Consider the following 16444-nt stretch of genomic DNA (forward strand, 5'->3'; position numbering starts at 1 on the left):
ATGTCCGACAGTCTTTTGCACCCCTAGCAGCGTATATTCTGTGTGCCTCTAGAGAACCATTCACAGACGGACCGCCGTCGTTTCCTGAAAGCTACTGGCGCGGTCGGCGCCGCGGGTCTCGCAGGTCTCGCCGGCTGTACGGGCGGCGGTAGCAATGGGAGCGGTACGCCGACGATCAACATTCTCACGTGGGAAGAGTACGCGGACCTGAAGGACGAGATCGAATCCAACCTTGACGTGAACGTGCAGTTCACGAAGTCCACCTCCTCCTCGAAGATGTTCTCGTCTTGGCAGGCAGGACAGGACACCCAATACGACATCGCCGTCCCGAACAACAACTACGTCCCGAAAATGATGGATGCGGGACTCGTCGACACCGTCCCGAAAGACGTCATCTCGAACTACGGCGACGTCTACGACACCTTTCAGGGGTTCGCCTCCAACCAGTTCACGCAGGACGGAAGCCTTTACGGCGTCCCGATCCGCTTCGGCTGGTACGGCTACTCGTACAACTCCGATACCGTCCCGGATCACGAGCAGTCCTATGAGGCCCTCTTCGATCCGCAATACACCGGTGCGGATCTCAGCGGGAAGCTCATCATGTACGACGACCACTTCAAGGCGATGAGCGCCGCGGCGCTCTACCTCGGCTACAGCGACGCCTTCGAGGGTGCGAAGATCACGCTCAGCAAGGATCAGATCAGCAAGGTCAAGCAAACGATGATCGACCAGAAGGACATCCTTCAGGGGTACATCGCCGCAGATCCGACCTACATCAAGTCGTTCAAGCAAGGGAACTTCGCGCTCGGGCAGTCCGGCCGAAACGAGATCGTTGAACTCTGGACGGAGGGCGTCGACTCCGCGACGATGGCGACGCCGAAGGAAGGGTCGCTCGCGTGGTTCGAGTCTGCCGTCGTCTCGAAGAAGTCCGATCACAAGGATATGGCCTGGAAAGTCATCAACCAGTTCATCGCGCCGAAGCTCGGCGCAAAGCTGGCGAAGGCGGGCTATTCGCCCTCGTGCAACCCGAAGACCCAACAGAACCTCACGGATCACGAGAACGAGATGTACGGGTCGATCGATCCCTCCCGCCTCCAGAACATGATCCCGTTCAAGGCCGTCGAGAACGAGGACGCATGGATCACTGCCTGGGAGGACGTCAAGTCGGCGTAAGCGATGGCGCCCGACCCCCAGTCCTCGTCCGGTCTCGCCGCGGACGTCCGAGTCCTTCTTCGAGACACGCGCGTCCGTCTCGGTCTCACAGTTGGACCAAGCGTCATTTGGCTCGCCCTCTTGTTGCTCGCCCCGCTCACGTTCGTCGTAACGGTGAGCTTCCTACAGGTCAACGACGCCTATCAGGTCGTCTGGCAGCACGCATCGCTGGCGAACTATCAGGCTCTCTTCGCCGGTGACGGGCCGTTCTGGACGACATCGTTCTTCCGGAGTCTCGTACTCTCATACAAGATCGCAGCTACCACCACCATCGTGTGTCTCGCGCTCGCCTTCCCCATGGCGTATCTGCTCGCGACCCACAGCGGCCGGGTATTTAAGATCGTGATCTTCCTCGTACTCCTCCCGTTCTTCACGATGTATCTCGTCCGCGCGTACTCGTGGTATCTGATGTTCGGCCCGCACGGAGTCATCAACGCGACGCTACTCAATCTCGGGATCACGGACTCGCCGCTCGCCCTCTTCGGCTACGGACAGGGCGCGGTCGTCGTCGGTCTCGTCCACGCCTACTTCCCGTACATGCTCCTCTCACTCTATGCGAGCCTCGACGGCGTCGACTTCACGCTTGTCGAGGCCGCACGCGACCTTGGGGCCGGGAAGATCGGCGCCCTCAAGGACGTCGTGATCCCCCTCACGCTCCCCGGAATCATCTCTGGGGCACTGTTCGTCTTCGTCCCCAGCCTCGGCGCGTTCGTCACGCCGCGCTTCCTCGCACAGGGGAAGATCCAGATGATCGGACAGCTCATCGAGGAGCGCATCAACACCCTGTACGCGATCGACTACGGGAGCGCCGCGTCGATGTTCATCGTCCTCACCATCGTCGTGCTCTTCCTCCTCGCGTTCCGCTACGTGAGCATCGAGGATCTGGGGGGGATCTGAGATGGCCGAACGCACCCGCGGGCAGTACGCCCTCTACGCCGTCGCAGTCCTGACGCTCGTCTTCCTCTGGGCGCCGCTGCTCGTCATGATCTTCCTCTCCTTTGCCACCAACTCGTCGACGGTGTTCCCCTTCGAGGGATTCACCCTCTCGAACTACGCACAGACACTCGCGGACACCGGCCTGCTTACGGCGGTGTTCCACAGCGTCGAGATCGCGACTATCGCGGCCGCCATCGCGACCGTTCTCGGCGTCCTCGGTGCGTTCGGCCTCGCACGCATCGATTTCCGTCTGAAGGAGTTCTATCGGACCTTCGGGATCCTCCCGATGGTCGTTCCCGGTGTCGTCCTCGGAATGGCGCTCCTGATCTACTTCCGCACCATCATCGGGGTCACCACGGGATTCTGGACGGTCGTGGCGACGCACAGTCTCTACGGGCTTCCGTTCGTCCTCCTCCCCGTCACCGCGCGCCTCTACTCCTTCGATCGGAGCCTCGAAGAGGCTGCGCGTGACCTCGGGAGCGGCACGCTCGCGACGTTCGCGGAGGTCACCCTCCCGATCATCGGTCCGTCAGTCGCCGCCGGGTTCATGTTCGCGTGGATCCGCTCTTTCGAGGACTTCATTCGCGTCTACTTCGTCAAGGGGACCTTCGACGTCCTCACGACGGCGATGTACTCCATGATCAAGTACGGGAGTGCCCCAGAGATGAACGCCATCTCCAGCCTCCTCGTCTTCGCCATCGCCGTCCTCCTCGCCGTCGCCATGGTCGGCGGGGACGTCACCGGCTACGTCGCTGGCAGCGAAGACGGGGAGTGACTCTCACTCGATCTCGACGCGCCCGGACGTCGCGTTCCGTAACCGTTCTTTCAGGTCCGGCGCGTCGTCGCGAGCGCACGACACGGCGAACGACACGCGCTCCTCGTACGTCGCCTCGAACTCGCAGTCCGCGGATTCGAGGATCCCGCGGATCGTCCCCGAGTCGTCGTAGTCCACGGTGGCATCGAAGGCCGTCCGAGGCTTGCGCGTGACCACGTCCGCGTCGTCGATCGCCTCCTTCGTCGCTCGCGAGTACGCCCGCGCGAGACCGCCGACGCCCAACTCGGTCCCGCCGAAGTAGCGCGTCACCACGACGACCGCGTTCTCGACGTCGCGCTGCTGGAGCACGTTCAGCGCGGGCTTCCCCGACGAACCCGACGGCTCGCCGTCGTCGCTCTGATACTCGCGGAGCAGGTGTCCTCCGTGGGACCGTCCGGTCCCGGATTCGACTCTGACCCGATAGCAGGGCACGTTGTGGCTCGCGTCCGCGTAGCGCGCCTGCACCTCGTCGACGAACGCCTCCGCGTCGGCGACCGTCTCGACGGGGCGCGCGCGGCCGACGAACTCCGATCCCCTGATCTCGAAGCGCGCCTCGCCGGGTCCCGCGAGGGTGTCGTAGGTCTCGTCCGCCATCTACGAGAGCTCCACCGAGCGGACGAACGGGAGCGCCATCAGCGTCGTGACGACCTCGCCGGGGAGTTCGTCGTCCACGACGAGGTAGAGCTTCGCCTCGTCCGTGAACTCGGGGTCCTCGCTGATCGTCTGCCGGATGCTGATGTCGTGCGCGGCGAGCACGCCCGTCACCTCCGCGACGAGACCGGGCTCGTCGGCGTCGTGGACCGCGATCGTCACCACCGTCAGGTCGAGGACGGGCGCGAGATCCATCAGGCTCGGAATCTGGCTGATGTTCTGGAAGATGCGCCGTAGCTCCCGGTCCGCGAGAATGGCGTCCGTCGTCGAATCCACGACCCGCCGATCGACGCCGACCTCCTGTGCGACCTGCGTGTTCGGGATCTCGATGTCGCCCGAGACCACCCGCCCCTCGTCGTTCACCGAGAATCCGCGTTCGAGGAGAAGTCGGATGACGGCCTGCTGACCGGGACTCCCCTCGAACTTTCGCATGATGTCCTCGAACATCCCTTTCGACGGGGTACGCGACGCGTCGTGAAATCCTGTTGGGTCCGCCGTCGTGACCACTCACCCGACGCACGCACCAGTCTCCGTCGGCGACACTCGTCCGTCGTATCGCCCGGACACCAGCCTTTTTCGCTCCCCCGACGGTAGCCGGAGGTATGCCACGAGACGCGTCGTCGGACGACGCCCCCTTCGACATCGTGCCGGTCGACGCCATCCGAGACGGGCGAGCGACGGACGCCTACTTCGATCGCACGGCCACGACGCTCGATCACGCCGGGAAGAACCCCCGCGTCGTCGCCGAGGTCACCGCCGACCAGTTCCCGACCGGCGAGTTCGAACTCCTCGCCGGCGTGAAGGACGCCGCGCACCTCCTCGAGGGACTCCCGATCGACGTCGACGCGATGCGCGAGGGCAGGCTCTTCGACGGCGGTCCCGTCATGCGCATCGAGGGCGACTACCTGGATTTCGCGCGCTACGAGACCAGCCTCCTCGGCTTCCTCTCGCACGCGAGCGGGTGTGCGAGCGCGGCGCTCGACGTCCGGCGAGCCGCCCCGGACAGCCGAGTGTTGAGCTTCGGCGCGCGCCACGTCCACCCCTCGATCGCCGCGATGGTCGAGCGCGCGGCGCTCGTCGCCGGTCTCGACGGCATCAGTCACGTCGCCGGCGGCGAGGTCATCGACCGCGAGGCGAGCGGGACGATGCCGCACGCGCTCGTCATCGCGTTCGGCCGCGGCCACCAAGAGGAGGCGTGGCGGGCGTTCGACGAAGCGGTGGCGCCCGACGTCCCGCGCGTCGCCCTCGTCGACACCTACTCGGACGAGAAAGACGAGGCGCTGCGCGCCGCCGAGACGCTCGGCGACCGCCTCGATAGCGTCCGCCTCGACACCACGGGATCGCGCCGCGGGAACTTCCGCCACATCGTCGAGGAGGTCCGCTGGGAACTCGACCTGCGGGGGTACGACGACGTCGGGGTCTTCGTCAGCGGTGGTCTCGGACCCGCCGAACTCCGCGACCTCCGGGACGTCGTCGAGGGGTTCGGCGTCGGCGGCTACGTCTCGAACGCCGATCCCGTGGACTTCGCGCTCGACATCGTCGAACGCGACGGCGAGCCGTGCGCGAAGCGCGGGAAGCTCTCGGGTGCGAAGCAGGTCTACCGGACGCCGGACGGCGCACACCACGTCGGACTCGAGAGCCGCCCCGGCCCGACGGACGGCGAGGCGCTCCTAGAGCCGCTGCTGCGCGACGGTGAGCTCGTCAGGGAGTTCGACATCGACGAGGCGGCGATGCGCGCGAACGCGGACGCCGAGAACGCGGATTTCTAGGCCCTAGGCGCGGATATCGATCTCGCCGTTCGGCTCCGTCTCCTCGAAGACCTGACCGTCGAAGAGCGTGACGACGACGTCGTCGTCCTCCCACGCGCCGTTCGGGAGACCCGCCTTCCGGCAGGTCCGATCGAGGTACTCGAAGACGCTCCAGTCGTTCTCGACGGGGACGGTCGGGTACATCCAGCCGTACTCGCCGTGGCCGTCGACGATGACGCCGTGCGTTCCGAGTTCGATGTCGGCGACGGGGTCGTCGGTGAGGAGGAGGTTCGAGACGGTACAGACGGAGACGCGGATGGTGTCGAGTTCGGCAGGCTCGACCTCCGATCCGCAAGAGGAGTCGCTGGCCGCCTTGATGGCGGCCTCGACGATCGCGTGGCCCAACTGTTTCGACTCGTTTCCGAGGTCGCGGACGGAGTCGTGCGCGCCCGAGCAACCGCGGAGGCGTCCTCGACCCCGCGTCGATTTGAGGCGGACGAACGCGCCCGTTCGGTTGTAGAACGCATCGCGCATACTCCCGGGCTGTTCGCGCTGTCCGTTACGAACGAACGCTTCGACCGAGTCACGCGCGAGTTCGACGGCCCGTGTGCCGTCGTCCTCAGAAAGGTGTATCGACTGGGCCTCCGACATTACGCATACATATAGGGTCCGTTCGGACTTCAATCCTTCCCTAGCTGTGTGGAACCATGAGATATCACGGAAGACGCCTCATCACGAGAACGACAGGCTCACGGACGCGAACGCGCCTCTCGCGACCATTTCTCGACGCCACAAGGTACTTATATGATGTGTGCCGGTCGTTGACATGCCAGATCACCGAACGCCTTAACCGCGTCAGGGTGGTACGAGACGACGAGTAGCGGGAGCCCGGCCCCCGTGCGCGGCGTCGCCGTGCATGAGGAAAGTCCCCCCACCAGTCGGGCAGGCGACCGGGCACACGCCCGGGGCGGGAGACCGTCGGCACTGGAACAGAGACGACACGTCTCCGTCCGACCGATGCGGTGCGCGAACCCGCGGCGAGAAAGGCCGCGGGGAGTCAACCCACCGAGGGATGAGGACGGAGGAGCGATGGAACGGCCACCCTCGCCGGTGCAAGTCCGCGCACAGGAAGGTAGCCCGACGGACCGCGCGGACGCTCAGCCGAATGCCGGAAGAACAGAAGGGGGCTTACTCCCCGCAACTCTTCGACCGTTTGCTGAGCGCCAGCTACGCTGGCGCGTGCAAAAGCTCGGACAAAAGCGCTGCACACCCCCTCGGGGGTGTTTGCGCCTCGCGATTTCGCCGCGAGCGAACCGCGACCCTTCCGGGTCCTACGGACCGCTCGGGTCGCGGTTGCTAGCCCCGCGGTTCGTCCGGCCGGCAGTCCCGGTGGTCCGTCTCCGCTCCCGCCGGATTATTAACTCAGACCTTCGAAGTAGCAATATATACCACTCTACGGCGGGTATCTGGCAGGGGAGTTAATAAGACAGGGGCGATTAGCTCTCGATACCGGATGAGCGAGCACGGGCACGGCCATGACCACGACGGCGAGGGGCACGACCACGATCACGGGGATCACGGCCACTCGCACGACCACACGGGCGGGAGCCAGCGCGCGCTCCTGATCGCGCTCCTCATCAACACGGCGTTCTTCGTCGTCGAACTCGCCGGCGCGCTCTACGCGAACTCCCTCACGCTGCTCGCGGACGCCGCGCACATGCTCACCGACAGCGGGAGCCTCGCGCTCGCGCTCCTCGCCGCCTACGTCGCCCGGCGCGCCGCCGACCGCCTGCGGACGTACGGCTACCAGCGCGTCGAAATACTCGGCGCCCTCGTCAACGGCGTCGTCCTCCTCGCCATCGTCGTCTACGTCGCCTACGAGGCCGTCCTCCGCCTCGGTAATCCCGAGCCGATCAAGCCGCTCCCGACCGTCGCCGTCGGCCTCGTCGGCCTCCTCGCCAATCTCGCCGGCGCGTACGTCCTCCACGGCGGCACCGAGAACCTCAACGTCCGCGGGGCCTACCTCCACCTCCTCGCCGACGCCGCCGGCAGCCTCGCCGCCGTCGTCCTCGGCGTCGCCCTCTACGTCACCGACCTCTACGCCCTCGACGCCGTCTTCTCCCTCCTCATCGCCGCGCTCGTCCTCTACTCCGCGAAAGACCTCCTCCGCGACAGCGTCAACGTCCTCTTGCAGGGCGCGCCCAGCGACGTCCCCGTCGACGAAGTGGCCGACGCCCTCGCCGGCATCGACGCGTCCGCGACGTCCACGACGTCCACGTCTGGGTGCTCACCTCCGGGCAGTACGCCTGCAGCGCCCACCTCGTCGTCGAATCCGACACCGACCGCGACGCCGTCCTCGAACGCGCCCGGCACGTCCTCGGCGAGGGATACGGCATCGACCACGCCACCATCCAAGTCGAGGCCGAGATCGGCGAATGCACCAGCACCGAACTCGACTGCTACCCCGCCGGCGACGACTGACGCGCGCTCGGTCATCCGCCGCACGCGAAGCGACGCACCGCGCGCCGTCGCTATCGCTCCGGGCCTCCCGCCTCGAACCAGAACGTCCCGTCCTCCTGTATCACCTCGCCGTCCACCTCGATGCGCGAGTCCTCGCTCATATCGGTGATGAGGTCGACGTGCACGGCGGACTCGTTCGCCTCGTCCTCGCGGCCCGCGGGGAAGTTCGACTCGTACGCGCGCCCGAGCGCGAGATGCACCGTATCGCCCATCTTCTCGTCGAAGAGGATGTTGTCCGTCACGCGGTCGATCCCGCGGTTCATCCCGATGCCGAGTTCGCCGAGGCGGCGCGCGCCGTCGTCCGTCTCCAGCACCTCCGTGATGGCCTCCTCGCCCTGCGCGGCCGCGTGCTCGACGACGCGGCCGCCCTCGAATCGCAGGTGCGCGTCCGTCACCTGACGGCCGTTGATCGTCATCGGGACGTCGAAGACCACCTCGCCCTCCGCGGCGGACGGCGCGGTGAACACCTCACCGGACGGGAGGTTGTGCGAGTCGTAGTCGACGCTCGCCGCGGAGTTCACCGCGACGCGCCCCTCGACCGACATCGTCAGGTCCGTCCCGTCCCCCGAGACGATGCGCACCTCTCTCGCGTCGTCCAGTGCGTCCTTCACCCGCGACTGTTTCTCCGCCTGCGCCTCCCAGTCGCGATTGATCGCGTCGTAGACGAATTTCTGGTACGCCTCGTAGCTCATCCCCGCCTGCTGGGCGAGCGCTCGCGTCGGGTGCTCCGTCAACACCCACTTCGTGTCGAGACGCGCTTTCCGAACGTCCTGTCGCGCCCGATCGTACGCCTGCCGGCGCTCCCCGGGGACGTCCGCCGTCGCCGCCGTGTTCCGCCCGCCGCCGAGCGTCAACACCGCGTCCGCGTTCGCGAGGAGCGCGCGCTCGTACTCGGGGTCCTCCTCGAAGTCGCCGTCGTGCGCGCGCAGATACGCGCGCGTGACCTCGCCCGACGCGTACGTCGTCACGACGTTCGCCCCGCGCTCCCCCGACACCTCCGCGACCGCCACCGCGAGGTCGTGTGCGTCCGGCCCGACGCGAACGACGACGTCGTCGCCCGCCTCGATCCGCGCGCTCCAATCGATCAGGGTCCGTGCGTGCTCGCGAACGCGTTCGTCCATGTCCACGCCCTCGCGCGGACGGGAGAAAAAGCCGACCGCTCCGCGAACCGCGCCCGGACGCGGACGCGACCACTCCGCGACCGACGCCACCGACACCTGCGCTTCGATGAGATCCGCGATCGCGTCGGACGCGAACGCGTCCGACTGGCCCGCGGATCGCGCGGCGATTCGTGCACGCCGCCCACCCCCTCACCGAGGCGGATTCGGCTCAGACCTGCGCTTCGATGAGATCCGCGATATCGCCCATCTCCTCGCCGAGGAGGACGAGGACGTCGTCGAGCGAGACGACGCTCACCGGGTCGCCGTCATCGTCGACGACGAGGACACGTCGGATCTCCTCGAGTTTCATCTGCTGGAGGATCCGGAGGACGTCCATGTCCCGATCGACCGTCACGAGATCGGGCGTCATGAGTTCGTTCGCGGTCGTCGACGACGGGTCCGCCTCGTTCCGCAACGAGAGAGCGACCTGTCGGTCGGTGAGCGCGCCGGCGGGTTCCCCCTCGTGCGTGACGACGAGGAAGCCGACGTCCTCCGAGTACATCGTCTCCGCGACCTGATCGAGCGGGGCGTTCCCGGGAATACTCACGACGTCTCGCGATACGTCCTCGACGGGAAGCGACTGGCCCTGTGCCATATCGAGAACGGGACGCGGCGACCACCTAAACTTCGTGGCCCATCTTTTCCCGGGTCGGATGCGCCTCCGGCTCACCGTCCTCGCAAAACACGGTCCGCGCGAGCGGAGCGAGCGTGGGATCAGCGAGAACGGAGTTCTCGCAGAGGTGAAAAAGGCCGGTCGCCGAAAGCGACCGGTGAAACGCGGCGCAGAGCACCGCATACGCTTGACCGCCGACGGTGGACAGAAGCTGGCGATCGTTCATCCGGCCGACGTGGAGGAATCACCGAACGTGCTCAATCGCTCCAAAATAGCTTGTAGATGACGTATGCGACTATCAGAACGCCGATGAGGAGTATCAGCGTCAACTGAGCCTGACCACCGAACGCGAGTGGTAGCATACTGTTACAGATGGTATAGGTATCTATATGCTTTGTCGCGTTCGGCTAGCTCGTCCCCTGTTCCACATCGAGAGGTGCCAAAGTGCCAAAATCAATACCACGGTAGCGTCCGCGCACCGAGCGGTTGACGAGACGGCAGAGCCGTCTCGTTCGCCAATCGGAAATCTCCGATTTCCGATGACGGCTCGGTAGAGCCCGGAAGTGGCGTGGGAGCGACGCCCCCACTGACCCACACCCGGCCTGCCGGCCTCGTGTGGAGTCGCGCGGTTCACTCGCGCGCTATCGCGAGGGCAAGCGGCGACTACCGCGGCCGAAGGCCGCGACGGGGGGTGGTTCGAAAGGCGCGGTGCGCCTTTCGTCATCACGAGAGAGCAAAGCTCTCTCGAACGACGCGCAGGCTTTGGTGAAGCTTTTGCCAGCGAGCGGCCTTCGGCCGCTCGCGCGGCAAACGGTTCAGGGGTAGACGAGGACCGTCCCGAATTCGGTCTCGACGACGGCGACCTCCTCGCCGCCCTCGGCGCGGTATTCCTCTTCGACGGTGACCCAGTCGGCGTCGAGTTCGTACTCCTCGCCGTCGGCTTCGAGGGTGATCGTGTCTCCGGAGTTCTTCTGGGCCTGAATGACCGCGGGATCGGCTTCGTTCAGGGCTTGGAGGACGATGCCGGCGTCGCCGCGGAACTCGGGACCGATCTCCGAGTCGTCGCCGTCGACGTCGACGGGGACGAGTTCGACGTTCGGTCGTCCCTCGCGGACGCGAGCGGGCGCGTTGATGGTCTCGGAGAGGTCGTAGGTGTCGACGTTCTCGACCTCGCTCCCGGGGTCGAAGTAGAGTTCGACATCGTCGAGGTCGGCGTTGAGCGGATAGCCGTTCGCGGACTTCCACGCCCGGATCTCGCGGGTGGCCTCGGCGATGACCTCGCCGCGGGCCTCCACGTCCTCGTCGTAGGCGTCGAGGGCGGGCCAGTCGGCGGTGTGAACACTCCCCTCGGTGCCGGGGAGGTACTGCCAGATCTCGTCGGCGAGGTGGGGGCTGAACGGCGCGAGCATCCGGGTGACGGCGGAGACGACGTCGTAGAGCGTCTTGCGCGCGGCGTCCCGCTCGCCGGGTCGGCCGTTGTACAGCCGCCCCTTCGCGAGTTCGACGTAGTCGTCCGCGAGGTCGTTCCACGCGAACTCCCGCAGCTCGCGGAGCGCGGCGTCGAAGCGGTAGGCCTCCATCTCGGCCTCGACGTCGCTCGCGACGCGCGTCGCCTTCGAGCGGATCCAGTCGTCGGCGTCGCGATAGGCCGGGTCCGCGATGTCCGGGGTGTCCTCGTCGAAGTGGCCGGCGGCGAACTTGACGATGTTCCAGAGTTTCGTGAGGAACCGGGAGGCGGATTTGACCTCCTTCCACTGGAACTGGACGTCGCTGCCGGGTTGGCCGCCGAGCGCGAGCGCCTGTCGGGCGGCGTCCGCGCTGTACTCCTCGACGGCCTCCTCGGGGCTGACCGTGTTGCCTCGGCTCTTGCTCATCTTGTTGCCGTCGGGACCGAACACCATGCCGTTGATGAGGATGTTCTCCCACGGCTTCTCGCCGGTGAGTTCGCCGGTGCGCAGGAGGGTGTAGAACGCCCACGTCCGGATGATGTCGTGGCCCTGCGGGCGGAGGCTGACGGGTTCGAACTCATCGAGATCGATGTCGAGCGGCCACCCGGAGAGGTGCATCGGGGTGATGGAGGAGTCCATCCACGTGTCCATGACGTCGGTCTCGCCGGTCCAGTCGTCGCTCCCGCACTCGGGGCACGCGCCGACCGCGGGGGGTTCCTCGGTGGGGTCGACGGGCGTCTCGTCGGCGGTGGCGATGTGCCGATGCCCACAGTCAGCGCACTCCCACGCGGGGATCGGCGTCGCGAAGACGCGCTGGCGACTGATGACCCAGTCCCAGTCCATTCCCTCGGTCCACTCGACGAGGCGCTGGTGCATGTGCTCGGGAATCCACTCGACCTCCTCGGCGCGTTCGAGGATGGCCTCCTTGTCCACCTCGACGAACCACTGTTCCTTCGAGAGGATCTCGATCGGGGTGTCGCAGCGCCAGCACGCGCCGACGGACTGCTCGGTGGGTTCGGTGTCGTTCAGGTAGCCCTCCGCGTCGAGGTCGTCGGCGACGGCCTCCTTCGCTTCGTCGATGGTGAGACCGGCGTAGTCGCCCGCCTCCCCGTTCAGATGGCCGTCCTCGGTGAAGACGGCGCGCAGGTCGAGGTCGTGCTCGGCCCACCACGTCACGTCCTGTTTGTCCCCGAACGTACAGATCATGACGGCGCCGCTCCCGAACTCCTGATCGACGTCCTCGTCCTCGACCACCTCGACCTCGTGGCCGAAGAGCGGCACCTCGAAGGTGTCGTCCTCGCGCCCGTCGTAACGCTCGTCGTCCGGGTGGACGGCCATCGCGACACAGGCCGCGAGCAGTTCGGGACGGGTCGTCGCGATCTCGATGTCGTCGTTGTCCACGCCGGGGAAGGTGACGTAGTGGAGCGTGCCCTCGCGATCGATGGGTTCGACCTCGGCGTCCGCGATGGCGGTGCCACAGCGCGGACACCAGTTAACGGGGTGCTCGTCGCGGTAGACGAGGTCGTCGTCCGCCATCTCGACGAAGGACTGCTGCGTTTTGCCCCAGTATTCGGGGTCCATCGTGCGGAACTCGGCGTTCCAGTCCTGACTGAAGCCGAGTTCGCGCATCGTCTCCTTCATCGAGTCGATCTGGTGGCGGGTGTGCTCGACGCACATCTCGCGGAACTCGTCGCGCGGGACGTCCGTCCGCTGGATGCCCTCGTTCTCCTCGACCTTCACTTCGGTCGGGAGACCGTGGCAGTCCCATCCCTGCGGGAAGAGGACGTCGTCGCCCTGCAGGCGGTGGAAGCGCGCGGCGAAGTCCATGTACGACCAGTTGAGCGCGTGCCCGATGTGGAGTTCGCCCGTCGGGTACGGCGGCGGCGTGTCCACGACGTACGCCGTGTCGGGGTCGTTCGCGTCGCCGTCGAACCGATACGTTTCCTCGTCCAGCCAGCGCTGCTGGAGGCGGGACTCTACCTCCGCGGGATCGTAGTCGTCTGGGAACTGGGTCATGGCTCTGGAGTCGTCGCTGTCGATTCGCCCTGACGCGCGCCAGAAACGGGTCGGCACCTACCGACGTACTACGGCGACAGCGACGCGCATACCGATGCGGACGACTGCGCTTCGTAAAAAGGTTCCCGTCGCCGCCGCACCGTACCGACGGCCTTTTGTGTTTTAGGCTGGCCTAAATGCATGTGGACCGAAGAACGTTCCTCGGCGTCGGCGGGACGGCGCTCGGCGCGACGCTCGCGGGCTGTACCGGGACCGGGGACACCGACAGGGACGCGACGTCGGCGACGACCGATTCGTCCGGTGGATCGTACACCGTCTCGATGGCACCGATGGGCGACGTGACCTTCGATTCCGTCCCCGAGACGTGGGTCGCGAACAACGGGAGCTACGCCGACATGGGTCTCGCGCTCGGTCTGGACGAGCCGAGAGCGCTCTGGCTCGCCAATCGATGGCACACGAACTACTACGACGACATCGACGGCGTCTCGGCCGACAAGAGCGACACGATTTCGCTCTATCAGGACGGCGTCTCGAAGGAGCGCTTCTACTCGCTCGGCGCCGACGTCCACGTCATGGACCCGAACTTCCTCGCCAATCGCTTCAAGGGGTGGAGCCGGTCCGACGTCGACGACATCGCAGAGAGCGTCGCGCCGTTCTTCGGGAACTCCATCTTCTCGCACACCTACGCGTGGCACGACAGCTATCGGTATTACACCCTCTACGAGGCCTTCGAGACGGTCGCGGGTCTCTTCCAGCGCGAGGAGCGATACGAGGCGTTCGCGACCCTCCACGAGGAGTTCCAGTCGAAGCTCGAGTCGGTCGCGCCGACGAAGCACGCGGAGCGCCCGCGGGTGGCCATCGTCTGGGCGGACGGGAATCAGCCGACCTCGTTCTCCCCGTATCTCGTGGGCGAGGGGACGAGCGTCAAGCAGTGGCGCGACCTGAACGTCCGGGACGCGTTCGCGGAGACGGACGTGCGGGACTTCCACGCCTCGCGCGGGCACGTCGACTACGAGACGCTGCTCAAGATCGACCCCGACTACCTGCTCTGTCGCGGCCACGAGTCCCAGAGCGCCGAGGAGTTCGAGAACACCGTCGTCTCGTTCATGGAGGACCACCCGACGGCGAGCGAACTCACCGCCGTCCGGAACGGGAACGTCTACCGGGGCGGCCCCCTCTATCAGGGTCCCATCAGCAACCTCGTGCTCACCGAGCGCGGTGCACGGCAGCTCTACGACCGCGACGAGGCGCTGTTCGATCGGGAACGCGTCGCGGACATCGTCGCCGGATCACTCTGATCCCATCGCAATAGATTTAGGGTTCCCTAAACAAAACGGAGGTAATGGACGTGTCGTCGCGGTCGGTGGAGGCGTACGCCCGACTCGACTCTCGCGATCGGCGGTTGGCATCCCTCGTCGTGGGAAGCGTCGTCGTCGCCTTCGTCGCCGCGTTCGTCCAGGTCTCTCAGGGGTCGTACCCGACGCCGTTCGGCGTGACGTTCGACGTCCTGACCGATCCACACATCCTCTTCAACGCGCGCGTCTGGGCGGCGATCCTCACCGGGAGCGACCTCCCGGAATGGCTCTCGCGGTCCGCGGTCATCATCTGGAGTCTGCGAATGCCGCGCGTCTTCGTCGCGGCGCTCGTCGGCGTGAACCTCGCCGTCTCCGGCGCCGTCTTTCAGGCCGTCACGCGCAACGAACTCGCCAGCCCCTACATCCTCGGCGTCAGCGGCGGGGCCGGTCTCGCCGTCCTCCTCACGCTCGTCTTCTTCGCGGGCGCGACGTTCGTCCTCCCGTTCGCCGCCGCGGCCGGCGGGCTGATCGCCTTCTCGCTCGTCTACGCCATCGCGTGGCAGGGCGGGACGAACCCCGTGCGCCTCGTGCTCGCGGGCGTCGTCGTCGCCACCGTCTTCCAGTCCCTCCAGACGGGACTGTTCTACTTCCTCGATAGCTCCGCCGCGATGAAGACCGCGATCGCGTGGACGACCGGCTCGCTCACCGGCGTCGGCTGGCCGCAGTTCCGCCTCGCGATCCTCCCGACGATCGTCGTCGTCCCGATCCTCCTCCTCGCCTCCCGGCACCTGAACGTGCTCCTGCTCGGCGAGGAGACGGCGCGCTCGCTCGGCATGCCGGTCGAGTACGTCCGCTTCGGACTCTCCGCGCTCGCCATTCTCGCCGCGGCGACCGCGGTCGCCGTCGCCGGTCTCGTGGGGTTCGTCGGTCTCGTCGTCCCGCACGCCGTCCGCACCGTGGTCGGGAGCGACTACCGACGCCTCGTCGTCGGCTCGCTCTTCCTCGGGCCGGCGCTCGTCCTCGTCGCCGACGTCATCGCGCGCCTCGCACTCATGCCGATCCAAGTGCCCGTCGGCGTCGTCACCGGCATCATCGGCGGTCCGTACTTCCTCTACTTGATGCGTCGACACGGCGACTTCAGCGAGTTCTGAACGATGTCCAAGATCGATACCACACCGCAGACGTCCGATGAGACCGACGGCAGCGAGCGCACGACCGACCCCGACGCGAAGATCCACGCGAGCGACCTCCGCGTCGGCTACCCCGGACTCGACGAGCCGGTCGTCGACACCGAGACCCTCGTCGTCCCCGAGGGGGAGGTGACGGCGCTCGTCGGCCCGAACGGGAGCGGGAAGAGCACACTGCTGAAGGCGCTCGCCCGCCACCTCGACGCCGACACCGGCGACGTCCTCATCGACGGCCGCGAGATCGCGGCGTACGGCTCGAAGGAGTTCGCGCGCGAACTCGGAATGCTCTCCCAGCACGGCTCGACGCCGGAGGGCATCATGGTCGAGGAGCTCGTCGGCCACGGGCGCTACCCCCACAAGGGGTTCCTCGAAGGCCAAACGGAGGAAGACCGCGAGGCGATCGATCGCGCCATCGATCTCGCGGGCATCGAACACCTCCGCGAGACGGACGTCAGCAGCCTCAGCGGCGGCCAGCGCCAGCTCGTCCGCATCGCGATGGCGCTCGCACAGGAGACCGACACGCTCCTGCTCGACGAGCCGACGACGTACCTCGACCTCCGCCACCAGCTGCGCGTGATGGACGTCATCCGGACCCTCAACGAGGAGCGCGGCGTCACCGTCTGCATCGTCCTCCACGACCTCACGCAGGCCGCGCGCTTCGCCGACTACCTCGTCGCGCTCCGCGACGGCGACATCTACGACTGGGGGCGCCCCGAGGACGTCGTGACCGAGGGGCTTCTCGCGGAGGTCTTCGGCGTCGAGGCCAGCGTCGAGTACGGCACCGAACCCCGGATCATCCCGAAGCGCGCGCTCGACGAGTGACCGCGCGGACATCGACGGCGAA

15 protein-coding genes, 1 other RNA gene and 1 pseudogene are annotated in these 16444 nt (G+C 66.6%); 11 read left to right on the forward strand and 6 right to left on the reverse strand.

The window, feature by feature from the left end:
• Positions 1-42: 42 nt before the first annotated feature.
• The 3 genes from AOZ13_RS00210 to AOZ13_RS00220 are packed head-to-tail and all read left to right on the forward strand — an operon-like array spanning position 43 to position 2923.
• Positions 43-1173, forward strand: a complete 1131-nt coding sequence (locus tag AOZ13_RS00210; protein WP_020220658.1) for an ABC transporter substrate-binding protein — start codon at positions 43-45, stop codon at positions 1171-1173.
• A 3-nt stretch (positions 1174-1176) separates the two neighbouring features.
• Positions 1177-2109 (forward strand): ABC transporter permease, encoded by a 933-nt coding sequence (locus tag AOZ13_RS00215; protein WP_020220657.1) that lies wholly within the window; start codon positions 1177-1179, stop codon positions 2107-2109.
• Position 2110: 1 nt separating this feature from the next.
• Entirely contained in the window at positions 2111-2923 is an 813-nt protein-coding gene (locus AOZ13_RS00220; protein ID WP_020220656.1) for an ABC transporter permease, read from the forward strand.
• A gap of 3 nt (positions 2924-2926) precedes the next feature.
• On the opposite strand, the gene AOZ13_RS00225 is transcribed toward AOZ13_RS00220, so the two are convergent.
• The gene (locus AOZ13_RS00225) at positions 2927-3556 is read right to left on the reverse strand and encodes an IMPACT family protein (protein ID WP_020220655.1); all 630 of its coding nucleotides are present in this window, start codon (positions 3554-3556) and stop codon (positions 2927-2929) included.
• Positions 3557-4060 (reverse strand): ACT domain-containing protein, encoded by a 504-nt coding sequence (locus tag AOZ13_RS00230; RefSeq protein ID WP_021779494.1) that lies wholly within the window; start codon positions 4058-4060, stop codon positions 3557-3559.
• Positions 4061-4215: 155 nt separating this feature from the next.
• Here AOZ13_RS00230 and AOZ13_RS00235 point away from each other — a divergent pair, with 155 nt between their 5' ends.
• Entirely contained in the window at positions 4216-5382 is a 1167-nt protein-coding gene (locus AOZ13_RS00235; RefSeq protein WP_020220654.1) for a nicotinate phosphoribosyltransferase, read from the forward strand.
• A gap of 3 nt (positions 5383-5385) precedes the next feature.
• Here AOZ13_RS00235 and AOZ13_RS00240 read toward each other — a convergent pair whose 3' ends face one another.
• A complete protein-coding gene (locus AOZ13_RS00240; RefSeq protein WP_020220653.1) occupies positions 5386-6012 on the reverse strand; it encodes a TIGR00296 family protein in 627 nt (208 codons plus the stop codon).
• Between the two features lie 225 nt (positions 6013-6237).
• Between AOZ13_RS00240 and rnpB the strand changes: the two genes are divergently transcribed.
• The 3 genes and pseudogenes from rnpB to AOZ13_RS15825 all read left to right on the forward strand — a co-directional run bounded on the left by rnpB (position 6238) and on the right by AOZ13_RS15825 (position 7842).
• Positions 6238-6564, forward strand: an RNA gene (gene rnpB / locus AOZ13_RS00245) — RNase P RNA component.
• Positions 6565-6874: 310 nt separating this feature from the next.
• Positions 6875-7549, forward strand: a pseudogene (locus AOZ13_RS15820) (cation diffusion facilitator family transporter); the annotation flags it as partial.
• A 95-nt stretch (positions 7550-7644) separates the two neighbouring features.
• Positions 7645-7842, forward strand: a complete 198-nt coding sequence (locus AOZ13_RS15825) for a hypothetical protein (protein WP_449404294.1) — start codon at positions 7645-7647, stop codon at positions 7840-7842.
• Between the two features lie 50 nt (positions 7843-7892).
• Here the strand turns inward: AOZ13_RS15825 and AOZ13_RS00255 are convergent, their stop codons facing one another.
• Together AOZ13_RS00255 and AOZ13_RS00260 are read right to left on the reverse strand one after the other, a co-directional pair.
• Positions 7893-9002 carry an aminopeptidase gene (locus tag AOZ13_RS00255; protein WP_020220651.1) on the reverse strand — a complete coding sequence of 370 codons (1110 nt, stop codon included), beginning with the start codon at positions 9000-9002 and terminating at the stop codon, positions 7893-7895.
• 208 nt (positions 9003-9210) lie between these two features.
• Positions 9211-9636 carry a CBS domain-containing protein gene (locus tag AOZ13_RS00260; RefSeq protein ID WP_020220650.1) on the reverse strand — a complete coding sequence of 142 codons (426 nt, stop codon included), beginning with the start codon at positions 9634-9636 and terminating at the stop codon, positions 9211-9213.
• Between the two features lie 58 nt (positions 9637-9694).
• Here AOZ13_RS00260 and AOZ13_RS14095 point away from each other — a divergent pair, with 58 nt between their 5' ends.
• On the forward strand, positions 9695-9940 hold the full coding sequence (locus AOZ13_RS14095; RefSeq protein ID WP_159101007.1) for a hypothetical protein: 246 nt from the start codon (positions 9695-9697) through the stop codon (positions 9938-9940).
• A gap of 529 nt (positions 9941-10469) precedes the next feature.
• Here AOZ13_RS14095 and AOZ13_RS00265 read toward each other — a convergent pair.
• Positions 10470-13118 carry a valine--tRNA ligase gene (locus tag AOZ13_RS00265; RefSeq protein ID WP_021779498.1) on the reverse strand — a complete coding sequence of 883 codons (2649 nt, stop codon included), beginning with the start codon at positions 13116-13118 and terminating at the stop codon, positions 10470-10472.
• A gap of 182 nt (positions 13119-13300) precedes the next feature.
• On the opposite strand from AOZ13_RS00265, the gene AOZ13_RS00270 reads away from it, so the two are divergent.
• Genes AOZ13_RS00270 through AOZ13_RS00280 form a run of 3 tightly spaced genes read left to right on the forward strand, consistent with a single transcriptional unit; the run spans position 13301 to position 16422 of the window.
• A complete protein-coding gene (locus AOZ13_RS00270; RefSeq protein ID WP_021779499.1) occupies positions 13301-14416 on the forward strand; it encodes an ABC transporter substrate-binding protein in 1116 nt (371 codons plus the stop codon).
• 44 nt (positions 14417-14460) lie between these two features.
• Positions 14461-15564, forward strand: a complete 1104-nt coding sequence (locus AOZ13_RS00275) for a FecCD family ABC transporter permease (protein ID WP_020220644.1) — start codon at positions 14461-14463, stop codon at positions 15562-15564.
• Between the two features lie 3 nt (positions 15565-15567).
• Positions 15568-16422, forward strand: a complete 855-nt coding sequence (locus AOZ13_RS00280) for an ABC transporter ATP-binding protein (RefSeq protein WP_020220643.1) — start codon at positions 15568-15570, stop codon at positions 16420-16422.
• The last annotated feature ends 22 nt before the right edge of the window (positions 16423-16444 follow it).

Origin of the sequence: Halarchaeum acidiphilum MH1-52-1 (assembly GCF_000474235.1) — an archaeon.
Lineage (GTDB): Archaea > Halobacteriota > Halobacteria > Halobacteriales > Halobacteriaceae > Halarchaeum > Halarchaeum acidiphilum.

Coding starts and splice junctions, on each gene's coding strand:
- AOZ13_RS00240 (WP_020220653.1), bottom strand. CDS start 6,012: ATGTCGGAGGCCCAGTCGATACACCTTTCTGAGGACGACGGCACACGG.
- AOZ13_RS00215 (WP_020220657.1), top strand. CDS start 1,177: ATGGCGCCCGACCCCCAGTCCTCGTCCGGTCTCGCCGCGGACGTCCGA.
- AOZ13_RS00255 (WP_020220651.1), bottom strand. CDS start 9,002: ATGGACGAACGCGTTCGCGAGCACGCACGGACCCTGATCGATTGGAGC.
- AOZ13_RS00225 (WP_020220655.1), bottom strand. CDS start 3,556: ATGGCGGACGAGACCTACGACACCCTCGCGGGACCCGGCGAGGCGCGC.
- AOZ13_RS00260 (WP_020220650.1), bottom strand. CDS start 9,636: ATGGCACAGGGCCAGTCGCTTCCCGTCGAGGACGTATCGCGAGACGTC.
- AOZ13_RS00280 (WP_020220643.1), top strand. CDS start 15,568: ATGTCCAAGATCGATACCACACCGCAGACGTCCGATGAGACCGACGGC.
- AOZ13_RS00275 (WP_020220644.1), top strand. CDS start 14,461: ATGGACGTGTCGTCGCGGTCGGTGGAGGCGTACGCCCGACTCGACTCT.
- AOZ13_RS14095 (WP_159101007.1), top strand. CDS start 9,695: ATGCGCCTCCGGCTCACCGTCCTCGCAAAACACGGTCCGCGCGAGCGG.
- AOZ13_RS00230 (WP_021779494.1), bottom strand. CDS start 4,060: ATGTTCGAGGACATCATGCGAAAGTTCGAGGGGAGTCCCGGTCAGCAG.
- AOZ13_RS00220 (WP_020220656.1), top strand. CDS start 2,111: ATGGCCGAACGCACCCGCGGGCAGTACGCCCTCTACGCCGTCGCAGTC.
- AOZ13_RS00265 (WP_021779498.1), bottom strand. CDS start 13,118: ATGACCCAGTTCCCAGACGACTACGATCCCGCGGAGGTAGAGTCCCGC.
- AOZ13_RS00235 (WP_020220654.1), top strand. CDS start 4,216: ATGCCACGAGACGCGTCGTCGGACGACGCCCCCTTCGACATCGTGCCG.